Origin of the sequence: Aestuariivita sp., assembly GCF_049276915.1 — a bacterium.
Taxonomy (GTDB): domain Bacteria; phylum Pseudomonadota; class Alphaproteobacteria; order Rhodobacterales; family Rhodobacteraceae; genus Aestuariivita.
Map to the genome: position 1 here is coordinate 1 of NZ_JBASXK010000089.1, position 23435 is coordinate 23435.

At 60.6% G+C, this 23435-nt stretch carries 24 protein-coding genes; 18 read left to right on the forward strand and 6 right to left on the reverse strand.

Annotated elements, in window-relative coordinates:
- The first annotated feature begins 183 nt into the window (after positions 1-183).
- The 5 genes from WAO69_RS09160 to WAO69_RS09180 all read left to right on the forward strand — a co-directional run bounded on the left by WAO69_RS09160 (position 184) and on the right by WAO69_RS09180 (position 4164).
- Positions 184-537: a carboxymuconolactone decarboxylase family protein gene (locus WAO69_RS09160; RefSeq protein WP_422178260.1), complete on the forward strand. Its 354-nt coding sequence runs from the start codon at positions 184-186 to the stop codon at positions 535-537.
- A 223-nt stretch (positions 538-760) separates the two neighbouring features.
- A complete protein-coding gene (gene hydA, locus WAO69_RS09165; protein WP_422178262.1) occupies positions 761-2191 on the forward strand; it encodes a dihydropyrimidinase in 1431 nt (476 codons plus the stop codon).
- Positions 2188-2577, forward strand: a complete 390-nt coding sequence (locus WAO69_RS09170; protein ID WP_422178264.1) for a VOC family protein — start codon at positions 2188-2190, stop codon at positions 2575-2577. The genes hydA and WAO69_RS09170 overlap by 4 nt, the downstream gene beginning before the upstream one ends.
- Positions 2574-3254, forward strand: coding sequence for an aspartate/glutamate racemase family protein (locus WAO69_RS09175; protein WP_422178266.1), 681 nt, complete (start codon positions 2574-2576; stop codon positions 3252-3254). The genes WAO69_RS09170 and WAO69_RS09175 overlap by 4 nt, the downstream gene beginning before the upstream one ends.
- Positions 3247-4164 (forward strand): dihydrodipicolinate synthase family protein, encoded by a 918-nt coding sequence (locus WAO69_RS09180; RefSeq protein WP_422178268.1) that lies wholly within the window; start codon positions 3247-3249, stop codon positions 4162-4164. Before WAO69_RS09175 ends, WAO69_RS09180 begins: the two co-directional genes overlap by 8 nt.
- A 155-nt stretch (positions 4165-4319) precedes the next feature.
- Here the strand turns inward: WAO69_RS09180 and WAO69_RS09185 are convergent, their stop codons facing one another.
- On the reverse strand, positions 4320-5528 hold the full coding sequence (locus WAO69_RS09185; protein WP_422178270.1) for a hypothetical protein: 1209 nt from the start codon (positions 5526-5528) through the stop codon (positions 4320-4322).
- Between the two features lie 375 nt (positions 5529-5903).
- Positions 5904-6623, reverse strand: a complete 720-nt coding sequence (locus tag WAO69_RS09190; RefSeq protein WP_422178272.1) for an META domain-containing protein — start codon at positions 6621-6623, stop codon at positions 5904-5906.
- A 235-nt stretch (positions 6624-6858) separates the two neighbouring features.
- On the opposite strand from WAO69_RS09190, the gene WAO69_RS09195 reads away from it, so the two are divergent.
- Entirely contained in the window at positions 6859-9066 is a 2208-nt protein-coding gene (locus WAO69_RS09195) for an NADP-dependent isocitrate dehydrogenase (RefSeq protein ID WP_422178274.1), read from the forward strand.
- Between the two features lie 66 nt (positions 9067-9132).
- On the opposite strand, the gene WAO69_RS09200 is transcribed toward WAO69_RS09195, so the two are convergent.
- Positions 9133-10113 carry a DMT family transporter gene (locus WAO69_RS09200; RefSeq protein ID WP_422178276.1) on the reverse strand — a complete coding sequence of 327 codons (981 nt, stop codon included), beginning with the start codon at positions 10111-10113 and terminating at the stop codon, positions 9133-9135.
- Between the two features lie 134 nt (positions 10114-10247).
- On the opposite strand from WAO69_RS09200, the gene WAO69_RS09205 reads away from it, so the two are divergent.
- The 9 genes from WAO69_RS09205 to WAO69_RS09245 all read left to right on the forward strand — a co-directional run bounded on the left by WAO69_RS09205 (position 10248) and on the right by WAO69_RS09245 (position 17399).
- Complete coding sequence (locus WAO69_RS09205) at positions 10248-10763, forward strand: CoxG family protein (protein WP_422178278.1); 516 nt, start codon at positions 10248-10250, stop codon at positions 10761-10763.
- Between the two features lie 267 nt (positions 10764-11030).
- Positions 11031-11828, forward strand: a complete 798-nt coding sequence (locus WAO69_RS09210) for a S49 family peptidase (RefSeq protein ID WP_422178280.1) — start codon at positions 11031-11033, stop codon at positions 11826-11828.
- Between the two features lie 37 nt (positions 11829-11865).
- The gene (locus WAO69_RS09215) at positions 11866-12003 is read left to right on the forward strand and encodes a hypothetical protein (protein ID WP_422178426.1); all 138 of its coding nucleotides are present in this window, start codon (positions 11866-11868) and stop codon (positions 12001-12003) included.
- The gene (locus tag WAO69_RS09220; RefSeq protein WP_422178282.1) at positions 12000-12953 is read left to right on the forward strand and encodes a calcium/sodium antiporter; all 954 of its coding nucleotides are present in this window, start codon (positions 12000-12002) and stop codon (positions 12951-12953) included. The genes WAO69_RS09215 and WAO69_RS09220 overlap by 4 nt, the downstream gene beginning before the upstream one ends.
- Before the next feature lie 13 nt (positions 12954-12966).
- Positions 12967-13746: an SDR family oxidoreductase gene (locus WAO69_RS09225; protein WP_422178284.1), complete on the forward strand. Its 780-nt coding sequence runs from the start codon at positions 12967-12969 to the stop codon at positions 13744-13746.
- 301 nt (positions 13747-14047) lie between these two features.
- Entirely contained in the window at positions 14048-15937 is a 1890-nt protein-coding gene (uvrC, locus tag WAO69_RS09230) for an excinuclease ABC subunit UvrC (RefSeq protein WP_422178286.1), read from the forward strand.
- Between the two features lie 102 nt (positions 15938-16039).
- Positions 16040-16705: a CDP-diacylglycerol--glycerol-3-phosphate 3-phosphatidyltransferase gene (pgsA, locus tag WAO69_RS09235; RefSeq protein WP_422178288.1), complete on the forward strand. Its 666-nt coding sequence runs from the start codon at positions 16040-16042 to the stop codon at positions 16703-16705.
- Positions 16705-16950, forward strand: coding sequence for a molybdopterin converting factor subunit 1 (moaD, locus tag WAO69_RS09240; RefSeq protein ID WP_422178290.1), 246 nt, complete (start codon positions 16705-16707; stop codon positions 16948-16950). Before pgsA ends, moaD begins: the two co-directional genes overlap by 1 nt.
- A gap of 5 nt (positions 16951-16955) precedes the next feature.
- Positions 16956-17399 (forward strand): molybdenum cofactor biosynthesis protein MoaE, encoded by a 444-nt coding sequence (locus WAO69_RS09245; RefSeq protein WP_422178292.1) that lies wholly within the window; start codon positions 16956-16958, stop codon positions 17397-17399.
- A 60-nt stretch (positions 17400-17459) separates the two neighbouring features.
- On the opposite strand, the gene WAO69_RS09250 is transcribed toward WAO69_RS09245, so the two are convergent.
- From WAO69_RS09250 to ubiA, 3 genes are all read right to left on the reverse strand, one after another.
- Positions 17460-17786 carry a hypothetical protein gene (locus WAO69_RS09250; protein ID WP_422178294.1) on the reverse strand — a complete coding sequence of 109 codons (327 nt, stop codon included), beginning with the start codon at positions 17784-17786 and terminating at the stop codon, positions 17460-17462.
- A complete protein-coding gene (locus tag WAO69_RS09255) occupies positions 17773-19680 on the reverse strand; it encodes an OmpA family protein (protein ID WP_422178296.1) in 1908 nt (635 codons plus the stop codon). Before WAO69_RS09255 ends, WAO69_RS09250 begins: the two co-directional genes overlap by 14 nt.
- 83 nt (positions 19681-19763) lie before the next feature.
- On the reverse strand, positions 19764-20726 hold the full coding sequence (gene ubiA / locus WAO69_RS09260) for a 4-hydroxybenzoate octaprenyltransferase (RefSeq protein ID WP_422178298.1): 963 nt from the start codon (positions 20724-20726) through the stop codon (positions 19764-19766).
- 11 nt (positions 20727-20737) lie between these two features.
- Here ubiA and WAO69_RS09265 point away from each other — a divergent pair, with 11 nt between their 5' ends.
- From WAO69_RS09265 to WAO69_RS09275, 3 genes are all read left to right on the forward strand, one after another.
- Positions 20738-21460 carry a 16S rRNA (uracil(1498)-N(3))-methyltransferase gene (locus WAO69_RS09265; protein WP_422178300.1) on the forward strand — a complete coding sequence of 241 codons (723 nt, stop codon included), beginning with the start codon at positions 20738-20740 and terminating at the stop codon, positions 21458-21460.
- Positions 21457-21981 carry a hypothetical protein gene (locus tag WAO69_RS09270; protein ID WP_422178302.1) on the forward strand — a complete coding sequence of 175 codons (525 nt, stop codon included), beginning with the start codon at positions 21457-21459 and terminating at the stop codon, positions 21979-21981. The genes WAO69_RS09265 and WAO69_RS09270 overlap by 4 nt, the downstream gene beginning before the upstream one ends.
- Positions 21982-22044: 63 nt before the next feature.
- Positions 22045-23415, forward strand: a complete 1371-nt coding sequence (locus tag WAO69_RS09275; RefSeq protein WP_422178304.1) for a glutamate--cysteine ligase — start codon at positions 22045-22047, stop codon at positions 23413-23415.
- Positions 23416-23435 lie beyond the last annotated feature (20 nt).

Genomic DNA, 23435 nt, shown 5'->3' on the forward strand with positions numbered 1-23435 from the left:
GCGGCACCATCGGTCCAACGGTTCGCCCTGGTGGGTCTGACAGTCGATCCGCGACTATCTGCAAAATCCGCGCAGCGATCATGTGCCGGGGTGAAACGAATGACAGGTTCTTGACCTAGCTCAAAAGCATCCGCGTCGCGCGATGCTAAGGCGGGTCGATGATATCAATGAAGGAAGTCAAAGTTGAGCACGACATCATACCCGAAGCTGACGGATGGAATCGCAAGGCAAGTCGGTCAGTTGAGAAAGAACATCCCCGATACGATGAAAGGCTTTTCTGCGATGGCGCAGGGGGCAACGGCAGATGGCGCTTTGGATGAAAAGATGAAGGAACTTGTTGCGATGGGCATCGCGATTGCCCTGCGCTGCGACGGGTGTATCGGATTTCATACAAAGAGCCTGATACGGCTTGGGGCCACGCGCCAGGAGTTCGAAGAAATGCTGGGCGTTGCGATCTATATGGGAGGTGGGCCCTCGTTGATGTATGCGGCGCAGGCGCTTGACGCCTGGGACCAGTTTGGCGCTTTGCACCGCTAGGCGGTTTGTTGCTTCGCACAGCACCAAAAGCCCGATCCTCGAAAATTTCCAAGGCGCGCGCGACGTCAATCTGATCCGCGCGCCAAGAGAGCAGCCTGGGCCATGGCGGAACCTGTCGCATCACCGGGCAGTCGCTGGGAGAGCAGGGCGCGTTTGTCATTGCAGAACCGGTGAATAGGCGCATGCTGTGCCAAGTGGCAACTGTTGAAGATAGGCAGCATTCATGTGCCCCGGAATAGATCTGGTCATTCAAAACGCCAGGATGGTGACGCCCGACGGCATCGTCCAGGGCGATCTTGCGGTTGCCGATGGCAAGATCGTGTCGGTCGCGACACCGGTCGGTGACGCCAGAACGCGTATTGATGCCAATGGCAAGTGGGTGATGCCCGGCGGTATTGATCCGCATGCCCATATTGAACAGATGTCCGGTATGGGCCAGTGGAATGCCGACACGTTCGAGACCGCCACCAAATCCGCTGCCATGGGCGGCACGACAAGCGTGATCTCCTTTGCCGCTCAGGCCGGCGGACAGTCTCTTTCCGATACGGTTGGCGACTATGCCGCGCGGGCTGCGCGGGGGGCCATGATCGACTATGCCTTCCATATCACGCTGACCGATACCGGGGTCGCAGGTTTTGAGGACGATCTTGCCGCGCTGATCGGTGCGGGCCACAGATCACTCAAGGTGTTCACCACATACAATATTCAGCTTAACGATGCCCAGTTGCTGCAGATTTTCAAGCAGGCCCGGCAGGCGGGTGCGCTGGTGTGTGTTCACGCGGAAAACGACGCGATCATTGCACAGGCCAAAGACGCGCTGATCAGGGCTGGCCATGTGACGCCGCGGGATCATGCCCGGTCCCGGCCCAGAATGGCGGAAATCGAAGCGGTGGAACGCATTTGCCGATTTGCCGAGTATCTCGACCAACCGGTGATGGTGTTCCATATCTCGACATCCGAAGGTGCGGCGGCGATCGCGGCGGCAAAGGCGCGCGGCGCTCCGGTCTGGGCCGAGACCTGTCCGCACTACCTGTTCATGACGCAAGACGTGCTCGACAAGCCCGGGCTTGAGGGGGCCAAGTGGATGTGTTCGCCGCCGCAACGCACTCGGGCGGATCAGGCGGCTTTGTGGGCTGCGCTGCTGGATGGAACGCTCAGCCTGGTCTCATCGGATCATGCGCCTTATCGCTTTGATGAAACCGGCAAGCTTGCGGCCGGTCCGACCCCTGGCTTTCATGAGATTGCCAACGGATTGCCGGGGCTGGAAACCCGACTGCCCTTGCTGTTTGACGCGATGGTCACGCAGGGGCGGGGCGGGCCCGAAGCCTTTGCCGAGTTGACCTCACACGCGCCTGCGAGGCTGTACGGGTTGAAAGGCAAAGGTGCCCTTGCCGAAGGCTTGGACGCGGATATCGTGATCTGGGACAGCGAGAAAACAGTGACATACGGGGCCAACGATCTGCATGACAATGTCGGCTACAACCCCTGGGACGGGTATAGCGTGACGGGTTGGCCGGAGCTTGTCATGCTCAGGGGGCGGCCGCTTTTGCAGGAGGGGGCGTTTCTTGGCACCGCCGGGAGCGGGCGTTGGATCGAACGGCCGGTTCTGGCGACCAGACCCAACGCAGGTGCCGACCGGGCGGAGACAGCATGAACAGACCCGAGACATCCAACCAACTGGCGATCACGTTCTTTTACTATCGCGATCTGCCCGCAGCGATGCAGTTCTACGAAAACGTGCTGGGATTGCCCCTCGCGATCGATCAGGGCTGGTGCAAGATCTATCGGATCTGTCCCGGTGCACATGTCGGTTTGGTGGACGAAACAAGGGGCATGAACAAATGGGCCGCGGTCAAACCGGTGCAGCTTTGTATCCGCGTGCCTGATGTAGATGACTGGTATGCCTATGCCCAGGACAGCAAGCTGGATAACCTGTCAGATCTGTTCTTGAACGACGAGATCGGCATCCGCGCCTTTGTTTTCAATGATCCGGAAGGCTATCAGATCGAGATCCAATCCGCGATAAGGCCCGGCGCATGACCACATTGATCGTGATCAATCCGAACTCTTCCCAAACGGTGACGGACGGCATCGACAGGGCGGTCGAACCGCTGCGCAGTTTTGGCATTCCGATCCGCTGTCTCACGCTGGCCGAAGGGCCTGCTGGCATCGAAAGCCAGCGCCAGGCCGATCTGACCATTGCTCCCATGCTGGCGATGGCGGCGGCTCAGAGCGACGCAGCGGGGTATGTGATCGCCTGTTTCGGTGATCCAGGGCTGCACGCGTTGCGCGATCAGACAAGCCATCCGGTGGTCGGAATCCAGGAGGCTTCGGTCATGACCGCGCTGAGTCTGGGCCATAAATTCGGAGTGATCGCCATTCTTCCCTCTTCGGTTCCGCGCCATTTGCGCGCCTTTGGTGCCATGGGGGTGCTGGACCGGTTGGCAGGAGATCGCCCGCTGGGGCTGGGCGTGGCGGATCTGGCGGATGACACCAGGAGCCTGGATGCCATGATCGCGACCGGAAAACGGTTGCGCGACGAAGACGGTGCCAACGTCCTGATCATGGGCTGCGCCGGCATGGCGCGCTATCGTGAACCGCTGCAGGAGGCAACAGGCCTGCCGGTTGTTGAACCCACTCAGGCCGCTGCAAGCATGGCATTGGGGCAGATCCGGCTGAAGTTGTCTCACAAAGTGAAAAGATCCGATCATGCTTGATGAAACCACCAATGGCGTCTTCACGATAGCTGCCACTCCGTTTCTGCCGGATGGGGCGCTGGATTTCGACAGCATCGATCGCATGATCGACGCCTATGTCGAAAAGGGCGCGAACGGGCTGACCATTCTCGGCATGATGGGCGAGGCAGGAAAGCTGTCGGCCGCGGAATCCGTTTCGGTCGTGCGGCGCGTCACGTCACGTTGCACGGTGCCCGTGATCGTGGGCGTGTCCGCCGCCGGGTTTTCGGCAATGACCGCCCTGAGCAACGAGGCAATGGACGCCGGAGCCATGGGCGTCATGGTTGCACCGCCGATGGGATTGCGCACTGACGCGCAGATCATCAGCTATTTCCACAACACGGCGGATGCGCTGGGCAGCATTCCTTTCGTGCTGCAGGATTTTCCGCTGGCGACCGGCGTGCAAATCTCGGCCTCGGTTGCGCTGAAGATCGTCGAGGACTGCCCGACCTGCGTGATGCTCAAACACGAAGACTGGCCCGGTCTGGAAAAAATCACCGAACTGCGCAAGGCGTCCGATGCCGGATCACGTCGGATATCCATCCTGTGCGGCAATGGTGGGATGTATCTGCTGGAAGAAATGCTTCGTGGGGCAGATGGTGCGATGACGGGGTTTGGATACCCTGAAATGATGCGTCAGGTTCTGACTGCCTTTCTGGCCGGTGACATCGAGCGGGCAAGGGATATCTTCGACGCCTATATGCCCATGATCCGCTATGAGGCGCAGCCCGGCATGGGGCTGGCCATCCGCAAGTATTCTCTGGCGCAACAGGGCGTCATCGCGCATCCCACCCTGCGCAAACCGGGTGCGGGTTTGTCGGCTCTGGCCCGTGCGGAAATCGACGTTCTTGCCGCCCGGCAACGGCAGCGTCTGAGTGAGCTTGGTCTATAGGGCCCGACTGCGCAGCTTGGACAGATCGATAGCTTGCTTGGGTCGGGACCCGGTGTCCGCTCTGAGAGTGGTGCCAGCTTTGTTCGACATAACGCTCGGCATTTGACTGCAAACCGAAACTGGTTCGAATGGGACTGACACCACTCTCGTCGCGCCTAACCCAGGCCGCTAGCTCCGCCCGTGAAGGCACCGACAGTGTCTGCTATCTGCAGCCAGCCTTCGCTTGTGGACAAAAGCTGTTTCGTCTGTGCCGAAAGGCTTTTGGGCTGAAGACCTGCGACATCCCCCAGTTTCACGCCAATGTCCTTCAAGCTTCTCTCAAGCTCTTTGGATTGTGCCATCCCGCTTTTGACTTTCGACACCTTCTTCCTTGCCGTGGCGATGTCTTTTTTCAACGTATCGACGATCTTGGAGTTTGCCGCGTGTTTCTTCAACGCGGACTTGTTGCTTGCGGATTTGGCAAGCTCGGCCATGAGTTTTGTCTGTTCCGCCTCATAGCTGGTGAGTTCTGCGGATTTCTTGTTTATGTCGACCAAAAGTTTTGCGATCTTGTCCTCTTTCATTTTGACAAGATTGTTCATGTCCGAGAGGTGGCCACCCATTTTCCCACGGCTGCTGTTCGCTTTATCCAGAACGGACTGAAGTTCCTTCAGGTCACTTTCAACCTGCTTGAGCAGCCGGGTCTCGGTATCATAAACCTCCTTGCATCCCTTACCCAGGGAGACGAGGCTCGCCGTGCCTGAAATCGCCACGCCAGCGATTGCCAGGCCAAGAAATGCGGGGGCCAAGGCACCACCGCTCAATATGAGCGCCGCAACGCCAAGTGATATGCCGCCGATGACCAAGACGGCTCTGAGCGCCGTGGTTTTTCTCAACTTGGCCTTTTTCGCGTTGAATGCCGCTACGCGCCCCTTCTTGAGCGCTTGCTCGAGCGCGATCAGCGCCTGTTGTTCAAGCCCGCTTGCCCAGTTGTTGACGATGGTCTGGTAATCAGACTTGAGATTTTCGACATCCTTCTGAAGTTTCACGACTTCCAGGTAGGCTGCCTTGAACGCATTGGCATCCGTTTTGCTGACTTTCCCGCTTGCAAGAACTTTTTCCGCCTTTTCAGCTTCCTTGTTCAGCTTTTCAACCAGTTTGGATTTATCCAAGATCCATGAATTGAGATGGGACAGTTGCTTTGAAATTCGTTTCTTGGTTTCTTCTACAAAAAACTTTTCAACTTTGCTTTTGTTCGCAACGTCGCTTTGGTCAAGCGCGTAGTCAATCTTGATGCTTATCTCAAGCGGTTCACTTGATAGAAAACTTGTTTTCTTCGGTGTAACTTTATCGGAATATTCGAATGTGCAGATTTTTTCGGCCATAGAAGAATCCTATTTGTCAAATATAGGCTGCGCTGGGAACCCAGCCCTACAAACAGAAGTCTCTGGCTTGAGACATCAAGTAATCCGAGCCATGAGTGCTCAATACAGCGGGTGTATTGCTTTCACCCACGCTGCCCATGGAGAGCGCCAGCAGGCCGAGCCTGCTTCGATTTTGGCCTTCGATCAAGTCTTTTGGGAGGTCGGCAGGATTTGAACCAGGCGCGCGGATCTCTGTTTGCATGATCAAGGGCACTGCAGTGATGGCCCCGGAAGATGTCGCTGCATCGCGCAAGACGACAGGCAATTGGACGCTGCATCTTGATGCGCGGGTCCATGAAAATACCTGCGCGGCACCGTCAGCTTGCGGCGGGCAGGTCAGTCGGCATCGCGCCGGGTCAGTGTTGCAACCAGCCGGTTATCGGCATCAAACAGCGCAAGCAGCAGATGCGTGGCCACGATACGGTCGGCAGCGGCGAGGGCCTGCATGAAGCCCTGTTCGGTTTCACCTTCGCTGCCCATGCAGACCCGCCGCGTCATGGCGACTGGCCCCATGATCGGCCCGTCCGAGACGGTGTCATAGCGGCCGTTGAACATGTTGCAGCCGCTGTTTCCCGCAGCGGTTCCATCGGATTTGAAGCCAATCCAGGCCTCGGCGCCTGCCGGGGTGCCGCTAAGATCGCGCAGCAGCCATTCCGAACCCGCCAGATCCGACAGACGTCCGCCCGCGTTCAGCGTATCCGGGCCGCTGCCTTCGCTCAGGAACCAGCCCGCCGCCCAGCCGATGGTGCGGTCATGCCCGACGATGCACCAGCGGGTCTTGCTGGCGGCCGCGCGCTCGGTTTCCGAGGCGTCCTGCCAGTCTTGCAGGCTCAGGCCTCCGATGCAGCCAAATGCCATGACCCCGTTCGTGCCTGCCGGAATTGTGCCAATCAGCGCCCCATCGGCTGCTGGTGTCGCGCGGATGTTGAGGACATCATCGCTTTGCACGCCGGTGACCTGATAGTGATCGGGACCATCTGCGGTGGCATGGGCCGTGGCGCTCCAGAGGGAGGCCGCGCAGGCCAGAACGGTCAGGGTGATCGGGCGAGATGTCATTGTGGGGGTCTTTCACTAGTGTTGCATTCCAGAGCATGACGTAAGACCGGCCTTGCGGTTTGCCGATGGTTGTCATGTGCCATAGGCGGGTTTTGGCCGATCGGCATCGCGCATGGCTTTGTGAAAAAGGGCTTTGGCGCGTCACCACGCCCCACCCCTCATGCGATTGTGAGGTGGACGATCCGATTATGGTATACTATTGCATGCCGAAATTACCAGGCAAGGCGTGGGAATCATGACCGAAAAAAATACACCCGATATCATCTATACAACAGTCGACGAAGCACCCGAGCTGGCCTCGGCCTCTTTGCTGCCCATCATCCAGCGGTTTGCGGATGCGGCGGGGGTCAGTGTCGGCACCCGCGACATCTCGCTGGCGGGCCGCATTCTGGCGACGTTCCCGGACCATCTGAGCGAAGCGCAACGGCAAAGCGACGATCTGGCCTGGCTGGGCGAGTTGGTGAAAACGCCCGAGGCCAATGTGATCAAGCTACCGAATATCTCGGCCTCGGTTCCGCAGCTGGTCGCGGCGATCAAGGAGTTGCAGGGGCAGGGCTATGCCATCCCCGATTATCCCGAAACACCAGGCACGCAGGCCGAGAAAGAGGTGCGCGCGCGCTATGACGGGATCAAGGGCTCGGCGGTGAACCCGGTTTTGCGCGAGGGCAATTCGGATCGGCGCGCAGCCAAGGCGGTCAAGGCCTTTGCACAGGCCAATCCGCATCGCATGGGAGACTGGAGCGCGCACAGCAAGACCCGGGTCGCCGCGATGTCGGGAGGGGATTTCTTTTCCAACGAGACCTCGGCCACGCTGAGTGCGCCGGCCACGGCCAAGATCGTGCATATCGGCGCGGATGGCAGAGAGACGGTGCTGAAGGATGCGGTCAGCTATCCTGCCGGCACCGTGGTCGATGCGACGTTCATGTCGGCCCATGCGCTGGATGCGTTCCTGGCCGATGAGATCGCCAGGACCAAGGCAGAGGGCGTTATGTTCTCGCTGCATCTGAAGGCCACGATGATGAAGGTCTCGGATCCGATCATCTTCGGGCATGCGGTAAAGGTGTTTCTTGCTCCGGTCTTTGAGACCTATGGCGATGAGATGGCCGCGCTGGGCGTGAACCCGAATTCGGGCCTTGGCGATCTGATGGCGCGGGTCAAGGATCAGCCCAATATCGTGGCGGCGATCGAAGCGGTGATCGCGGATCGCCCGCCTCTTTATATGGTGGATTCCGATCGCGGCCTGACCAACCTGCATGTGCCGTCCGATGTGATCATCGACGCCTCCATGCCCGCTTTGATCCGCGCGGGCGGCAAGGGCTGGGGTCCGGATGGCAAGGAACATGATGCCGTCTGCGTCATCCCGGACAATTCTTACGCGCCGGTCTATGACGAGACGATCAGGTATTTCAAAGAGACCGGCAAGCTGGATCCGGCCACGTCGGGTACGGTGCAGAACATCGGTCTGATGGCGCAAAAGGCCGAAGAATACGGCTCGCACCCCACCACTTTCGAGATCCCGGCTGACGGCGTCGTGCGCATGGTGCTGGAGGATGGCACGGTGCTGCATGAGCATGCGGTTCAGGCGGGTGACATCTGGCGCTCGGCGTCGGCCCGCAAGGCTCCGATCGAGGATTGGGTGAACCTTGCCATCGACCGGCAGCGCGCCGAAGGCTGTGAGGCGATTTTCTGGCTGGATGCCAATCGCGCCCATGATGCCGAGCTGATCAAATACGTCACGCCGATCCTTGAGGCCAAGGGGCTTGCGGATAAATTCAGGATCCTTGCGCCGCGTGAAGCCACGCGGGCCACGTTGGAAACGATCCGCGCGGGCAGGAATTCCATCGCGATCACCGGCAACGTGTTGCGGGATTACCTGACCGACCTGTTCCCGATCCTTGAGCTCGCGACATCGGCCAAGATGCTCTCGATCGTAAAGCTGATGCAGGGCGGCGGGCTGTTTGAGACCGGCGCGGGCGGTTCGGCCCCCAAGCATGTTCAGCAGTTGATGGAGGAAAACCACCTGCGCTGGGATTCATTGGGCGAATTCTGCGCCCTGGGTGAAAGCTTCAAGTTCCTGGCCGATGTGCGGGACAATGCCAAGGCGCGGGTTCTGGGAGACGCCGTCGAGGCGGCCACGCAAGGGGTTCTGGATCACAACCGTTCACCCGGGCGCAAGCTGGGCCAGCCGGACAATCGCGACAGCCATTACTGGTTCGCGCGCTATTGGGCCGAAGCGCTGGCGGCGCAAACCGAAGATGGCGAACTTGCGGCCTATTTTGCGCCGATGGCCAAGGCTTTGGCGGATGCAGAAGGCGCGATCGTGAGCGAACTGGCGGCCGTGCGCGGTGGGCCTGCGGATCTTGGGGGCTATTACCATGCCGACAAGGCCAAGGTCGCTGCGGTGATGCGCCCCTCGGCCACGCTGAACGCGATCATCGGCTGAATTCACGGCGCTTGAAGACGGGAACGCTCGGCCGGTGACGGCGGGGCGTTTTCTTTTGCGCGCGCGTCAGTCCCTGCGGTCGATCATGCCGCGCGCCACACGGCGGGCTTTTTGTTGTTCGCGCAGGAACACGAACAGCCCCGAGCCGATGATCAGCGCCATGCCCAGCCAGACTTCGAGATCGGGCAGGCTGTTGAATATCGCCCAGCCCCAGAAAACCGCCAGCGGCAGGCCGATATATTCGAACGGGGCCACGGTCGCCGCATCGCTCAGCCGATAGGCCTGGCTGAGACAATAGCCGACGATGGCCGAGTTCACCCCCAGCCCGATGAAGAAGATCCAGTCGCCCTCGGCAGGCCAGACCCAGGCGCGCAACAGAAAGATCAGGCTTTGGTTTTCGACCCCGACGGCATGTCGCCCGTCTCCGGCCACCAGCCAGAACATCGCCGAGACGGCCAGGAACATCAGTTGCACATAGACCGACAGCGCGCTGGCCTTGCTTGAAATGCCCAGTCTGCGCGTCATCAACTGGTTGAGCGCATAGGTCAGGGCCGCCAGAACGGGCAGCAAAAGCACGATCCGGTGCACGTCCAGCGCGGCGGTGCTGACCCAGGGGCGCTGCATGATGACCACCCCGGCAAAGCCCACGGCCACGGCGGCAAGGCGCAGGGGGCCGACCTTTTCCCCCAGTATCGGTATCGACAGCAGCGTGATGAAGAGAGGGGCCACGAAGAACAGGGCCGTTGAATCCGCAAGCGGCAGGACCGCCAGGGCGGTGAAATAGGTCATGTTCGAGATCACCAGCAACAGGCAGCGCAACACATGCAGCCCGGGCTGGTGCGTCCTGAGAATCTGCCATCCGCCTTCCATCTGCACCAGCATCAGGCTGAACACGATCCCGATGCCCGAGCGCACAAAGACCATCTGATGCAACGGATAATCTCCAGAAAGCTGTTTCATCAGCACATCGTTGATCGAAATTGCACACATGCCACCAAGGATGAAGGCTATTCCCCATGCCGAGGCGGTTGGTTTGGGCGATGTCATTGGGACCCCTTCTGGAACACTCACCTTCTTGATTGCCCCTGTGCGTCCTTGTGGGTCGCGTCTGTTTGCGACAGGCTTGGACATTGCGCATCTGTGCAGTAGGAAAGGGCGAACGCACGAAGGAGGACGACCCCATGAAGATGCAGGACCAGCGCGAGATCAAAGCCGCGCGTGACGTGGTGTTTGCGGCGATCCTTGATCCCGAGGTTCTGAAAGACTGCATTCCCGGCGCTGACAGCGTGGAGGGAAATGTGGAGGACGGATATGAAGCGGTCGTGACGCAGAAGGTCGGGCCGGTCAAAGCCACCTTCAAGGGCCATGTGCAGATGTCCGAAATCGTTCAGAACGAAAAGATCACCATTACCGGCGAAGGCAAGGGCGGTGCGGCCGGGTTTGCCAAGGGTGGTGCCGTTGTCACTCTGGAAGAGCTGGGACCGGAGCTGACGATGCTGAGCTATGATGTCGAAGCCAAGGTTGGCGGCAAGCTGGCGCAGCTGGGCAGCCGGATCATCGACGGGTTTTCCAAGAAGATGGCGGATCAGTTCTTTGCCAATCTGCAGGAAGGGCTGGAAGGTCCTGCGGAAACTGCCGAGGTCGAGGACGAGGCCCTGAAAAAGGGCTGGTTCAAACGCCTGACCGGCAAGGCGTGATCCTTTGCCAGACCGGGCGGGTGGCGCGGCGCACTGCCCCGGTCCCGGTCTCATGGCAGTGCGCTGATGGGTTTGCGTGAGGGCCGGGCGCATGCTCGGCTGGCCTGAGCCGAGCGCTACCTCGCGTGGCATCCGTGCTGGCAGAGCAGGCGTGGTCCCCGCGCAGCGTTGCAGATTTGCCAAAGCCCTCACACGATCCCGCGGTGACCTCGAAGGAACTGAGCGCGCCGCCTTGTTTCGCCCCTCGGTGCGATCTACATGGGAGCAATGAAACGTTGGCTTCCCTTCATCAAATCAAACCCGCGCGTGGCCGTCGTGCGCCTGTCCGGTGCCATTGGCATGGCTGGACGCGGCTCGCTGAGCGATGCCACCATCGGCCCGATCCTGGAAAAAGCCTTTCGCAAGGGCAAACCGGACGCCGTGGCCCTTGAGATCAATTCGCCGGGTGGCTCACCCGTGCAATCCTCGCTGATTGGTGCGCGCATCCGCAGGTTGGCGGAAGAGACCGACACCAAGGTCTATGCCTTTGTCGAAGACGTGGCGGCCTCGGGCGGGTATTGGCTGGCGGCGGCAGCGGATGAAATCTGGGCTGACGAAAGCTCGGTCGTGGGCTCGATCGGGGTTATCTCGGCGGGTTTCGGAGCCCATGAGTTCCTGGCCCGATACGGGATCGAGAGGCGCGTCTATACCGCGGGGAAGTCCAAATCCATGCTTGACCCGTTCCGCCCGGAACAGGAAGAGGATGTCGCGCGGCTCAAGGAGCTACTGGAAGACATTCATGCGAATTTCAAGGATCACGTCTCGGAACGTCGCAAGGGCAAGCTGCCCGAGGATCAGGATCTGTTCACCGGTGAAATCTGGCTGGCCCGGCGGGCCACGCAACTGGGCCTGATCGACGGGGTCGCGCATATCCGACCCAAGATGCAGGAAATCTTTGGCGAAAAAGTAAGCTTTCGCCGCTATGGGATTCGCCGTCCGCTGTTTCAGCGCTTTGGCGTACAACTTGTGCAGGATGCGCTGACGGGCATTGAGGAGCGTGCTGAATTCGCGCGTTTTGGCCTGTGACGTGATATTGAAGATCGTCTCTCTTTTCCTGGTCTTCATGGCGGTGCTTGCGATGTTCGGCAAGCTGCGTATCCCGGGAACCCAACGGCTGAAGTCGGCCAAGTGCCGGTCCTGCGGGCGCTATCGTATCGGCAAGGGCCCCTGTGCCTGCGGTGCCGGAGGGAAAGACACATGATCCCATGGCTCTTGTCGGCGCTTGGGCTGGTTATTCTGCTTCTGGCCGGGGATTCGCTGGTGCGCGGCGCGGTGAACCTGAGCCTGCGTCTGGGTGTGCCTGCGCTGATCGTCAGCCTGACCATCGTGGCATTCGGTACCTCGGCGCCTGAGCTTCTGATCAGCATCAGTGCCGTTCTGGATGGTGCGCCGGGTATCGCGCTGGGCAATGTCGTGGGTTCGAACACGGCCAATATCCTGATGGTGCTAGGTATCCCGGCGTTGCTTGCGCCGCTGCACACCAGCCAATGCAATACCCGGAAAACCTATGTTTTCATGATCGCCGCATCCGTGCTGTTCATTGCGCTGGCCTTCACCGGCACGTTCACCATGGCCACTGGAGCAATCCTTCTGGCGGCTCTGGCCTTTATTCTGTTTGACGCCTTTCGCGATGCCCGCAGTCATCAAAACGCCGGTGAAACCGCCGGGGACGAGCTTGACGATCTTGAAGGGGCAGACCCCGAGATGCCGGGCTGGCGCATCGCTTTGTTCCTGGTCCTTGGTCTGATCGGGCTGCCGCTGGGGGCTGATCTGCTGGTGGTCAATGCCACGATCATCGCCAAGACCTATGGTGTCAGCGATACGGTGATCGGCCTGACGCTGGTGGCGATCGGCACCTCGTTGCCCGAGCTGGCCACAACCGTGATGGCTGCGATCCGCAAACAGGCGGATGTGGCGCTGGGCAATGTCATCGGGTCGAACATGTTCAACCTGCTGGCCATCATCGGCCTGACCACGTTGATCGGGCCGATCCCGGTAGACCCGGCCTTCCTTGCGTTTGATCTCTGGGTGATGCTGGCGGCCTCGCTGGTGCTGATCCCCTTCGTCTTCATGAAGATGGATATCACGCGCGGTTGGGGTGTGGCCTTGACGGCAGCCTATCTGGTCTACCTTGCTGTGGTACTGACCTAGGCAGGGCGAACAGATGACACAGGCATTGGTGACAGGAGCGGGCAAGCGTCTTGGGCGTGCCATGGCACTGTATCTGGCGGGGCGCGGCCATGATGTGGCAATCCATTATGCCACCTCGGCGCAGGCCGCCGAGGAGGTCGCCTCCGAGATTGTCGCCATGGGGCGCAATGCCGTGACCCTGCAGGCCGACCTGCTGGTCGAGGAGGAGGTTCAGGCGCTGCTGCCATCGGCAGCCGCCGCATTGGGCGGGCCGATCACCTGCCTGATCAACAATGCATCCATCTTTGAGTATGACAGCCTGGCGCTGGCAACGCGCGAGAGCTGGGACCGGCATCTGGAGAGCAACCTGCGCGCGCCCTTCGTGTTGACTCAGGCCATGGGGGCACAGGGGCTGAGTGCGGCGACAGATGAGAACGGCGAGCCGCAGGCCACAGGGCTGATCATCAACATGATCGATCAGCGCGTCCGCAAGCTCACGCCCGAGTTCATGACCTATACGATCGCCAAGATGGGCCTCTGGGCGATGACGCAAACCACGGCGCAGGCGCTGGCACCCGCGGTGCGGGTCAATGCCATCGGTCCGGGCCCGACCATGCAGGGCGTGCGCCAAAGCCCCGAACATTTTGCGGCGCAACGCGCAGGCACGGTGCTGGAGCGCGGTGCCGACCCGGAGGGCATCTGCGCCGCTCTGGGATATTTTCTGGATGCGCGCGCGGTTACTGGCCAGCTGCTTTGCGTGGATGGGGGCCAGCATCTGGCCTGGCAAACCCCGGACGTTCAGGGTGTGGAGTAACCTCTAAACCGGTGTCGAGCCGCTGAGTTTTGCACCGCGTTCATCTGTGTTACCGAACCGTTACAAAAAAGTTAATGTTTTCAGTCATTTGCTCACGCAGCATTAAAAAATCAAATAATTTCAATACCTTAATATTACGCCCAAAAATTGTGCAAAACGGGGAAACGCCCGAAATTCAACAGAAAATTCCTACTTTGCAAAACATATCATCAGATTTATCCACAGGATCCGTGGACGCCTTAGTCCTTGAATCCGATGGCTCAAGATTGCAGCCCCTGGCAGAGAATCATATGTGTGTTCCATGAGCCCGACGGATTCCTCACCCGCGTCAGATCTACGCAGCCCGGATGTGACGGGCCATGCCTGCATACAGGGCTATCTCAAGACATTGGATAACTCGCCGGGCGTATACCGGATGCTGGATGAGCAGAGCCGCGTTCTCTATGTCGGCAAGGCCCGCAACCTGCGCGCGCGGGTGTCGAACTATGCCCGCCCCGCAGGTCATTCCCCCCGTATCGCCCGGATGATCCGGGAAACCGCGTCGATGATGTTTCTGACGACCCGGACGGAAACCGAAGCCTTGCTGCTGGAACAGAACCTGATCAAGCAGCTCAAGCCGAAGTACAACGTGCTGCTGCGCGACGACAAAAGCTTTCCCAATATTCTGGTGGCCAAGGATCACACCTATCCCCAGATCAAGAAGCACCGCGGTGCCAAGAAGGAAAAGGGCACCTATTTTGGCCCCTTCGCCAGCGCCGGTGCGGTGAACCGCACGCTGAACCAGTTGCAACGGGTGTTCCTGCTGCGCAACTGCACCGATGCGATGTTCGAAAGCCGCACACGGCCCTGCCTGCTTTATCAGATCAAGCGCTGCTCAGGCCCCTGCGTCGATCACATCAGCCCCGAGGATTATGCCAAAAGCGTCAGGGACGCCGAACAGTTCCTGTCCGGACGCTCGACCCGGGTTCAGGAAGAGCTGGCCGCTCAGATGCAGCAGGCCTCGGATGACATGGAGTTTGAACGCGCCGCTGCCCTGCGCGACCGGATCCGGGCATTGACCCAGGTGCAGACGGCCCAGGGCATCAACCCGCGCGGAGTCTCGGAGGCCGATGTGATCGCGTTGCATCTGGAGAACGGACAGGCCTGCGTGCAGGTGTTTTTCATCCGCGCCAATCAGAACTGGGGCAACCGTGACTTCTATCCCCGGGTAGGGGCCGATATCGACGAGGGTGAGGTGCTTGAGGCCTTTCTGGGCCAGTTCTATGACAGCAAGGATCCGCCTCGCCAGTTGCTTCTCAGCCATGAGATCGAAAATCCCGATCTGATGGCAGATGCGCTGAGCCAGAAACTGGGCCGCAAGGTCGAATTGCTGGTGCCGCAACGCGGGGAAAAGGCCGAACTGGTGGACGGCGCGCTGCGCAATGCCCGCGAAAGCCTGGCACGCAAGATGGCCGAAACCGCGACGCAGGGCAAACTGCTCAAGGGGCTGGCAGAAGCATTCGCGCTGGATGGTCCTCCGCGCCGGATCGAAGTCTATGACAACTCGCATATCCAGGGCAGCAATGCGGTGGGTGCCATGATCGTGGCGGGGCCGGAAGGCTTTGTGAAAAACAGCTATCGCAAGTTCAACATCCGCGGTGATGATCTGACCCCCGGCGATGATTTCGGCATGATGAAAGAGGTGCTGAACCGCCGCTTTTCGCGCCTCACCAAAGAGGATCCGGACCGACAGAAAGGCATGTGGCCGGATCTGTTGCTGATCGACGGCGGTGCCGGGCAGGTCAGTGCGGTGGCCCAGATCATGGCCGAACACGGCGTTCAGGACATCCCCATGGTGGGGGTGGCAAAAGGCGTGGACCGCGATGCGGGCAAGGAAGAGTTCCACCGCATCGGCCAGCGTCCCTTTGCATTGCGCCACAATGATCCGGTGCTTTATTTCGTACAGCGCCTGCGCGATGAGGCGCATCGCTTTGCCATTGGCACCCACCGGGCCAAACGCAGCAAGGCGATCGGTGCCACGCCGCTGGATGAGATCGCGGGCGTTGGTGCTGCGCGCAAACGCGCCTTGCTGGCTCATTTCGGCAGCGCCAAAGCCGTGGCGCGTGCCAATCTGGCCGATCTCAAGGCGGTGGATGGCGTGTCCGAAGCACTGGCGGAAAAGATCTATGACTTTTTCCACGATCGCGCCTGATTGGGAAACGTTCTTCCTGGGCTCAGAGGGTGTGTTCCGTATTTTCGGCAAGAAGAACGGCAGGGGCTTTTCCCCGCGACAGGCCGGGGTTAGATGTGACCCATGAAATGGACCCTGCCCAATATCCTGACGCTTTTGCGTTTGTTAGCAGCCCCCGCAGTGGCGGTGATGTTTCTTTATTTCTCGCGACCCTATGCGGATTGGTTCGCTTTGGTTCTGTTCCTGTCGGCGGCGATCACCGACTGGTTTGACGGCTATCTTGCCCGCGCCTGGAAGCAGGAAACCAAACTGGGCGCGATGCTGGACCCGATTGCCGACAAGGCGATGGTGGTGATCGCGCTGATGGTGATCGTGGGGTACTCATCGATGTCGCCCTGGTTGGTCTTGCCGGCCACGTTCATCCTGTTTCGCGAGGTGTTCGTATCTGGCCTGCGCGAATATCTGGGCGACACGGCCGGAACGCTGAAGGTCACGCCACTGGCCAAATGGAAGACCACCGTGCAGATGCTGGCGATTTCCGTGCTGTTCGCACAGGGTATTTTCGAGCATTATCTGGGCATGTCCGCCTGGGGCATGGATCAGGCCCTGGTCGATCAGATCATGTCCGGCGAAGTCGAGGACCTGCAGGGGCTTGCGTGGAAATTCCACGGTATGGAATGGTCCGGGCGGTTGGGATTGTGGCTGCTGTGGCTGGCGGCCGCAATGACATTGGTATCGGGCTTTGATTATCTGCGCAAAGCGATGCCGCATCTGAAGGAGGGGCGCTGATGGATGTATTGTATTTCGCCTGGGTGCGTGAGCGCATCGGTATTCCCAAGGAAACCGTGGCCACCGATGCCGCGACGGTCACGGATCTGGTGGCGGAACTTTCGGGACGCGAAGAGCGTTATGCGGCGGCGTTTGCCGACCTGAGTGCCCTGCGCGTCGCGGTGGATCAAAAGCTCAGCGATTTCGACACCCCCCTCAAGGGTGCGCGCGAAGTCGCCTTCTTCCCGCCGATGACAGGGGGCTGAGGCCCATGCGCATCCTCGTTCAGGAGGCCCCTTTCGATCTCGGGGCCGAAGCCAATGCCTTTGCCGCCGGGCATCACGACATGGGGGCCATCGTTACCTTCACCGGTGTGGTGCGTGATCTGGCAACTGGCGACCTGGATGCGATGGAGATCGAGCATTATCCCGGCATGACCGAAGCGGCCCTTGCCGATATCGCGCAACAGGCCCTGACCCGCTGGTCGCTGGGTGATGTGCTGGTGATCCACCGTTTTGGCCGGCTTGCTCCGGGTGACTTGATCATGATGGTGGCCACCGCAGCCCCACATCGCAAAGACGCCTTCGAAGCGGCGGAATTCCTGATGGACTATCTCAAGTCCCGCGCGCCCTTCTGGAAAAAGGAATACAGCGCGCAAGAGGCCCGATGGGTCGCGGCCAAGGATGAGGACGAAGACGCGCTGACCCGCTGGTAAACCGGCCCGCCCGCTTCTTTCTGGTCAAAAATACCCAAAAGCCGCAGGTGTCATAGGCGCTCAGGCCTGGCGGGCGCGCTCCAACTGTCCGCGCAGTTCCTCGGCTTCTCGGCGTGCATCGCGCAGCCCTTCCATGGCCGCGTTCAGTTCGGCTTCGGTCTGGCTGAGTTGATTGGTCAGTTCGGCCTCGCGCTGCTGCAGGTAGGTGATCGCCTGATCGCGGGTCTCTTCAGCCTCGTGCAGTTCCTGGCTCATCCTCTCCAATTCACCCACATCCGCCGAGGACACACGGGTAAAGCGGTGCACCAGCCAGTTCGCGAACCAGCCCAGTGAAAATGCCACGAACAGAATGATCGCGGTTGTCAGAATGAATTCAGTTCTGTTCATCGCCCGTCCCTTCGCCCCCGGTATCGCTTGTTGCGCTGTCCTGGGCAACCGCATCCAGGGTTTTTTCTGCCTCTGGAACCGAGGGTTCGGGACGGATCAGCCGGAATTCGATCCGGCGGTTTTCCTCACGCCCTTCCTCGGTGGAGTTATCAGCGATGGGGCGGGTCTCGCCATAGCCTTTGGCGATGAAATTCGTGGTCAGGATGCGCCGGGCGCGCAGCTCGTTCAGCACCGATTGCGCGCGGGCCTGGCTGAGTTGTTCGTTCATGCTTTCGCGGCCCTGGCTGTCGGTATGGCCCTGAATTTCAAGCCGGATATCGCCGCAGATGGTCAAGAGATCCGCAATCGCGTTCATGGTGTCGAGGGAACTGGCCGTAATCGTGGCCGAGCCGGGCTCGAAGGTGATTTGCCCGCTCGACATGATTTCGGCCAGACCTGCCTCGCAGATTTCCGGACTTGGCGCGACATCCGTCGGTTGGGGCGGTTCGCGGAAGGCCACGTCGATCTCGAAGGTTTCGGTCTCACCCAGCTTGGAGGAGAACAATCGCGCGATCTCTGCGTTGCCCTCTTCGTTATGGGTCATGCCGCGGATGGAGAGGTTGTCCGGCGTGACCCGCAAGACGCCGTTCTCGAGCTTGGAGAGGGCTTCAAGCCCGGTCAGAACGCGCAGGGGCCAGTCCAGGGGCAACCCTTCGACGACCCGGGCGGCCGTGTAAACGCTGGCCGAGCCGAAGCGCGCTTTGGCATAGCTGTCGGCCAGTTCGCGCAGTGCTGGGTCGCTCAGGCGTCCGCGCAGCTGGACCAGCCCTTCCGGGCTGAGCGTGGCGGTGAACTCGGGTGGGCCTTCGGCGCTTGCGTTCTCGGGCCGCGGCAGCGTCGCAAACAGCGCGAAGACATCCGGCAGGCTGTTTTCCAACTCGCCGACCACGCGGTCGAACAGCGCCTCGGAGGTGCCTTCCAAAGCCACCAGTGCCACATCGGCATCCGAGAATGTCACGGTGCCGCCGCCAAGCTCGGCCACCGCGCGCAGAGCTTTTTCTGCCGCCTCGGCCCAGCGCGGTGTGGGCACACCCATACCGATGGTGCAACGCGCTGTCCCGGTCAGGCCGGCGGCGCGGGCTGCATTCAGAATGCGTTCCTGCGCCTCGTCATCCTGCGCCGAGCAGGCATCGAACCGCCCGCCCTGTTCATCCAGCACAAAGCGCAGCGTGAACGGTGTGATCACTGGGCGCGGGGCCGCGATATCCAGCGCCATGATCAGGGCCGGCGGGATGCGGCGCTGCAGATCGCGCTCGAGCGCGGCTTTTTCCTCGGCACTATCGGCGATTGCCGTGATCTCGATCTGACCCGAATCGACCGAAATTTTCGAGCGCGGCAGCACCGCCAGGGCATTCAGGGCAAACCCCAGAGCGTCTTCCCAGCCTTCGGGCGGTGTGTAATCGGCGGTCTCCAGCAGGTCGGCCACCGGCAGGTCGCCGGCAAGTTCGCTCAGCTTGGCCAGTACCGCCTCGCGGTCGGTCGAGGCCGGGATCAGCCCGATCACCGAAATCCCGCTGTCATTGCGCAGAATTTCCGCTGAAAATCGCGGTGCCACAAGGCCCAGGGTGGGCACGACATCCATTCCGTCGATGATCCGTGTGGCATCGATCACCGTGCCCGTCGTGCTGATGGCGCGAAAGCGCATCGCCTCGGAAGGGGCTGTTCCTGACAGGGTAACGGTCAGACCGTTGGACTGGACCTCGGCCCAGCCCATCTGCGCCTCATCCAGCGTGCGGCGCACGGAGATCTCGGAGTTTTGCTCGATTGCGCTGACGGCGAAGGACGCGGTCACAAGGCTGAGGACGGCGGCACCGGTAAACATTGATGTCACAATAAGCAATGAAGACAGGCGCATAAAACAGACGTCTCAGACTTTGGTGGTGTTAAGACCTTGATGGCCGACAGGGGAGTGATACGCCCTGAGGTTCAGGATCGCAATCACATCAAAAACGCAAGGCACAGGAAGATGAGCGGAATAAGGCCAGTGTCCCGGTTCGAGCGGAATAGGCGCAACAGCGTCGGGGTGCTTTCCACATCCAATTGGCGCAATTGCCAGGTCATGTGAATGCCCATGGCCCAGGGCCCCGCAAGGGCCACAACCAGCACCAGAGGGTTGGCATCCGGCATCGTCGCCAGGACGATCGCCAGGGTCAGCAGCAGAACCGTGCCCACCATGAAGCGTTTGAGCCAGACCGGAGATCTGTCCGCGAACAGACGCGCCGTGGATTTCACCCCGATCAGCGCGTCATCCTCGGTATCCTGATGGGCATAGATCGTGTCGTAAAACAGGGTCCAGACAATGCCTGCGATGTATAGAACCACGGGTGCGGGATGCAGCGATCCGGTATGGGCCGCCCAGGCCAGCAATGCGCCCCAGTTGAAGGCAAGGCCAAGGAACAGTTGTGGCCACCAGGTAAAGCGTTTGGCGAAGGGATAGACCGCAACCGGCAGCAAAGCGAGAATTCCAAGCAGGATCGCGGTCGTGTTGAAGGTCAGAAGGATGCCAAAGGCGATCAGGGCCTGAGTGCACATCCAGACCGCCGCTGCGCGAACGCTGACCTGACCCGATGGGATCGGGCGCGAGCGGGTACGGGCGACCTTGCCGTCGAAGTCGCGATCACTGATATCGTTCCAGGTGCAGCCCGCTCCGCGCATCAGCCATGCCCCGATCGCACAGCCGACAGCGATCCATGCATCTTCCGGGCGCAGTTCCGTGTCATGCAGGATTGCAAGCGCAAGACCCCACCAGCAGGGGATCAGCAGCAGCCATGTGCCGATCGGTCTATCCGCGCGCGAGAGCCTCAGATAGGGCCGACTGGCCACCGGTGCCCAGCGGTCGACCCAATTGTCTTTTTCCGCGTCCGCGACTTGTCCGTCTGGTGTTGGCGCTTGGCCTTGCATATCTAGGAACCATGACAGCGAAAATCAGGCTTTATGTAGAGCACCCTCTGGGTGCAGGGCAATCGGTTCCTTTGGACCGGGATCAGGCACATTATCTCTTTGGCGTGATGCGCCAGGGTGTGGGGGCGCAGATATCTCTTTTCAACGGGCGCGACGGCGAATGGCTCTCGGAAGTGACCGAAGCTGGCAAACGCGGCGGAAGCCTTGTAGCGATCCAGCAGACGCGGGCCTTGCAGATGCCCCCCGATCTCTGGGTGCTGTTTGCGCCGCTGAAAAAGGCGCGCACGGATTTCATCGTGGAAAAGGCAACCGAGATGGGGGCGGCGCGCATCCTTCCCGTCCAGACGGATTTCACCAATGCCGACCGCATTCGTCAGGACCGCCTGCAGGCCCATGCCGTCGAGGCGGCCGAGCAATGCGGCGGAACCTATGTGCCCGAGGTTGCCCCTTTGCAAAAACTTGAGCGGTTGTTGTCGAACTGGCCTGACCGTCGCCAGCTGATGTTTTGCGACGAGGCCGAGGCGGGCAACAACCGGTCTCTGGCGGGTGCCGGACCGGGGCCTTGGGCGATTCTGATCGGTCCAGAAGGCGGGTTTTCGGATGCCGAACGCGCACGTCTTGCCGCTTTGCCCTTCTCTTACACGATCAGCCTTGGGCCGCGTATTCTGCGTGCTGACACCGCGGCGGTCGCGGCGTTGACCGTCTGGCAGCAGGTCCTGGGGGATTGGGGATGAGCTTTGTGCGCCCCGAGGCCCGCGCCGCAATCTGGCGGCTGCGCGAGGTCCTGGCCGGAGGGGGGCTTGCCGCGTTGGGTCTGTGGCTTGTGCTGGGGCGCGGTCTGACGGTCTGGCTGGGATATGGGGCGATGATCGTGGCGCTTGGGTTGATCGTGGTTGGCGTTCAGCGCGCACGGTTTCGCACCGGTGGCGGTGGTCCGGGTGTCGTGGCCATTGACGAAGGTCAGGTGGCCTATTTCGGCCCTCTGTCCGGCGGTGTGGTGGCGTTGGCCGACATGACGCGACTGACGCTGGATCCCGGTGCGCATCCGGCGCATTGGACGCTGGAAAGCGAGGCGCAGCCTGCGCTGCGGATCCCGGTGAATGCCGAAGGGTCCGAGCGGCTGTTTGACGCTTTCGCAGCCTTGCCGGGCATGCGCACGGAACGGATGCTTTCGCAGATGCGCAGCGCGGGAACACACCCCGTTGTGATCTGGCAGCGGACGCAAACACGCCCCGCGCACCTGCGCCTCCATTGACACCCCGCCGGTTTCGCCTCAGGACTGGCCTGCGAATGAGACTGCAAGATCGGAGCCCCGAAAATGTCTATCCCACAATCCGGCGGCGGGCCGATCGAACGTCATGAACAACTGGCCGAGTATCTGGCCGAAGGCTGCAAGCCCAAGGAAGACTGGCGCATCGGCACCGAGCACGAAAAGTTCGGTTATTGCAAAGAGACATTGAAACCGCTGCCCTATGAGGGGGAACGCTCTATTCTGGCGGTGCTTGAGGGGTTGCGCGACCAACATGGCTGGGCCCCTGTGGAAGAAGGCGGCAAGCTGATCGGTCTGGTGAAAGACGGTGCCAATGTGTCGCTTGAACCGGGTGGGCAACTGGAACTGTCGGGGGCGCCTCTCGAGACCATTCACGAGACGTGCGACGAGGTGAATGCGCATCTCAGGGACGTGAAAGATATCTCGGACAAGATCGGCGTGGGCTGGATCGGTCTGGGCGCGGCTCCGATCTGGAGCCATGACGAGATGCCGTTGATGCCCAAGGGCCGCTACAATCTGATGGACGGCTATATGCAACAGGTCGGCACGATGGGCCGGACGATGATGCGGCGGACCTGTACGGTTCAGGTGAACCTCGATTTTTCCTCCGAAGCGGATATGGTCAAGAAACTGCGGGTTGCCTTTGCCTTGCAGCCCGTGGCGACCGCGCTGTTTGCGAATTCGCCGTTCTTCGAAGGAAAGCTGAACGGCCACAAAAGCTGGCGCAGCCGGGTCTGGCGTGATCTGGATGCAGATCGCACCGGCATGCTGCCCTTTGTGTTCGATGACGGCTTCGGTTTCGAAGCCTGGGTTGAATACGCTCTGGATGTGCCGATGTATTTCGTCTATCGCGACGGCGCTTACATCAACGCCCTGGGGCAGTCATTCCGTGATTTCCTCAAAGGGCAACTGCCCGCGCTGCCCGGCGAAATGCCGACGTTAAGCGACTGGGCCGATCATCTTACCACGATTTTCCCCGAAGCACGGCTGAAGAAATTCATCGAGATGCGCGGTGCCGATGGTGGACCCTGGCGCAGGTTGTGTGCGCTGCCGGCATTCTGGGTTGGCCTGACCTATGATCAGGCTACGCTGGACGCGGCCTGGGATCTGGTCAAGGACTGGACGGCAGAGCAGCGCGAGGCGCTGAGAATTGCCGCCAGCGTCGATGGGCTGCAGGCCCGTGTGGATGGCATCAACATGCATGATCTGGCGCGCGAAGCTGTGGCTTTGTCGGATGCGGGCCTCAAGGCGCGGGCGCGGCCGGGTGCGGGCGGGCTGGTGCCGGATGAGACGCATTTCCTCAATACGCTCAAAGAAAACCTTGAGACCGGCAAAGTGGCCGCTGATGAGTTGCTGGATCATTATCGCGGCGACTGGAACGGCGACATGACCCGCGTGTTTGCCGATTACAGCTACTGAGGCGAAGGGCGCTCAATCTC